Below are 2203 nucleotides of genomic sequence, written 5' to 3'. Positions count from 1 at the left end.
CATGGAGGGCGTCTGAGCGGTCGTCCTCGGAGATGTCCCAGAAGACATAGGCCCACTGGGGATCACGGGGCAGGAAGACGACGCGGGTCTCGGCGGCGGGCCGGGGGGCCGGGGGCATCTCGGCCTCCAGCGCCGCGACTGTCCGTCCCGGTTGGGCTGGCGTTTCCGTAGGGACAGCGCCGGCCTGGCCCGAGCGATCGGCGATGGCCCCGGCCAGGCCATCCCTGTCCTGGGCGCTGTAGCGCTGGATGCCCAGGGTTCTGGCCAGCTCGCGCAATTGGCGCATGCTGAGGTCGGCCAGGTTCGCGAACGGGTTGGTCCTGGCCATGGTATTTCAAGAATCGTTACATCCCATGATTGCCGATGGGATCAGGGCGGGATCGCTTCTGTCAGCGGATGGCGACAACCCCGAAGCGGCCGGGATCGCCGGGCCGCAGCGGCGCCGGGCCCTGCGTCAGGTCGGCGCCACGGCGCTCCGGCGGCCGGCTGGGGCGCTCCGGAATGCTTGCCAGCAACGCCGACACCGTCAGCAGGGACCCCAGCATCAGCCACAGGCCCCAGCGACGGGGCAAGGCCAGGGCATTGCCGCGCCCCTGCCCCCGGCGGCGCGTGCCGCTGGCGATCCGACGGGCCCTGCCGATCCCCAGCGGCTCGCCACAGCGGGCACAGACCATGCGACCCGCCAGGCTGCGGTCGGCGCGCACAGCCCAACTGCCGCACGTCGGACACCCCATCCCTCTCCCAATCCATCACGGCTCCATGGTGGCGGAACGGGCTAGAGCAGTGCCGGATCGGCGCCGGCCGGCCGCTCAGACGGCAGGAGATCGGCCAGCAGCTGGAAATCCTCGAAGGCAAAACCCGGTCCCACGCAGCAGTGCAACAGGCTCCATCGCCCCCGGCTGCGGGCCGCCTGCCACCAGCCCGCCGGCACGACCTGCAGGGGGCTCGGCTCCGGATCGCCGATCGCCTCACCGGCGAGGGGACCGAGCACCAGCCGTTCGGCCGTGCCTCCCTGCGGCGGCAGCCGCCAGAGGTCGAGGGGGTCACCGCCGGCGTGGTGCCACACCTCATCGCCCCCCGCGACCCGATGCCAGCGGCTGCGCTGCCCCTCCGTCAGCAGGAAAACGATCACCGTGAGTCCGGCCCGTTGACGGCCGTCCTCGCTGCGCTGCACCTGGCAGGCGGAGCGGTGCAGCTCCCGGTACCAGCCCCCCTCCGGATGGGGCTGCAGGGCGAAGCGGGCGATCAACGCCTCCGGACTGGAAGCCATGGCCTGACGGCAGGGGGTCGCCGCCGATGATCCCGCGACAGGGGCCGCCCGGAGTAGAACATTCGTACTGTCGTGGGCCGATGCGTTCCCTCCCTCCCCAGGTGCCGCTGCCCCCACGGCAGGGAGCCGCGGCGCTCCTCTGTCTTCTGGCCACCGAAGCCGTCAGCGCCGGCTTCCCCAGCCCCGCCGACGACTACGTGGAGGGCCGCATCGATCTCAACGTGGAACTGATCCCCCGTCCGCTGTCCACCTTCTTCATGCGCGTCAGCGGCGATGCCATGCGGGGGGACGGCATCGTCGACGGTGACCTGCTGGTGATCGACCGCAGCGTCGATCCCCGTCCCGGCATGGTGGTGGTGGCGGTGCATGCCGGCGCCTTCCTGCTGCGGCGTCTGGCCCGCCGCGGCACCGGCCTGTGGCTGGTGGCCAGCGACGGCACCAGTCCGCCCCTGGTGCTCACCGGCGACGAAGGGAGCGGTGCCGATGGTTCAGGCGCGGACCTCTGGGGCGTCGTGATCCACGCCGTGCATCACCTGGCGGGCGCGCCTTCCAGACGGCGCTGATCGGCCTCACGGATCGGCGCGGTGGGGCAGGGCGCGTGCGTCCCTGGGAAGGGCGGGAGGGGTCATCAGCAGGCCGCGCCGGCGCAGTTCACGCCGGAACTCAGCGGCCAGTCCATCCGCCATCCAGAGCTTGCGCAGGTGGCCGAAGATCACCATGCAACGCAGGGCGATGGTGACGCAGACGAGCAGCTGCAGGCAGAGTTTCAGCACGGTGGAAGCAGCTGCGGCGCTGTGCTGAACCCAGCCTAGGAGCGTGTCGCATGTTGCGGCCAGGGCAAGACGCCGTGGCTGGGTCCCTTTGATTCAGGTATGGCCAATCACAGCCTGCCGAACCTGGCTCAGGCCGTGGCCATCGATGCCCGGAACAGCT

General features: G+C 71.1%; 5 protein-coding genes. 1 reads left to right on the top strand and 4 read right to left on the bottom strand.

The features are described 5' to 3' along the window. The 3 genes from VB739_RS16555 to VB739_RS16545 form a co-directional block, all read right to left on the bottom strand. Positions 1–328, bottom strand: a 328-nt coding sequence (locus VB739_RS16555) for a DUF4912 domain-containing protein (RefSeq protein ID WP_323358111.1), incomplete at its 3' end; no start/stop codon positions are given. 61 nt (positions 329–389) lie between these two features. Next, positions 390–704 carry a hypothetical protein gene (locus VB739_RS16550; protein WP_323358110.1) on the bottom strand — a complete coding sequence of 105 codons (315 nt, stop codon included), beginning with the start codon at positions 702–704 and terminating at the stop codon, positions 390–392. Between the two features lie 71 nt (positions 705–775). Beyond that, entirely contained in the window at positions 776–1270 is a 495-nt protein-coding gene (locus VB739_RS16545) for a cupin domain-containing protein (RefSeq protein WP_323358108.1), read from the bottom strand. Between the two features lie 80 nt (positions 1271–1350). Here VB739_RS16545 and VB739_RS16540 point away from each other — a divergent pair, with 80 nt between their 5' ends. Then, positions 1351–1833 (top strand): translesion error-prone DNA polymerase V autoproteolytic subunit, encoded by a 483-nt coding sequence (locus tag VB739_RS16540; RefSeq protein ID WP_323358107.1) that lies wholly within the window; start codon positions 1351–1353, stop codon positions 1831–1833. Between the two features lie 6 nt (positions 1834–1839). Here the strand turns inward: VB739_RS16540 and VB739_RS16535 are convergent, their stop codons facing one another. Further along, on the bottom strand, positions 1840–2043 hold the full coding sequence (locus VB739_RS16535; RefSeq protein ID WP_216909799.1) for a hypothetical protein: 204 nt from the start codon (positions 2041–2043) through the stop codon (positions 1840–1842). Positions 2044–2203 lie beyond the last annotated feature (160 nt).

The sequence above is a fragment of the Cyanobium gracile UHCC 0281 genome (assembly GCF_034931305.1).
GTDB classification, from domain to species: Bacteria; Cyanobacteriota; Cyanobacteriia; order PCC-6307; family Cyanobiaceae; genus Cyanobium; species Cyanobium gracile_A.
This window is presented reverse-complemented; position numbering and strand designations above follow the sequence as displayed.

Coding starts and splice junctions, on each gene's coding strand:
- VB739_RS16545 (WP_323358108.1), bottom strand. CDS start 1,270: ATGGCTTCCAGTCCGGAGGCGTTGATCGCCCGCTTCGCCCTGCAGCCC.
- VB739_RS16540 (WP_323358107.1), top strand. CDS start 1,351: ATGCGTTCCCTCCCTCCCCAGGTGCCGCTGCCCCCACGGCAGGGAGCC.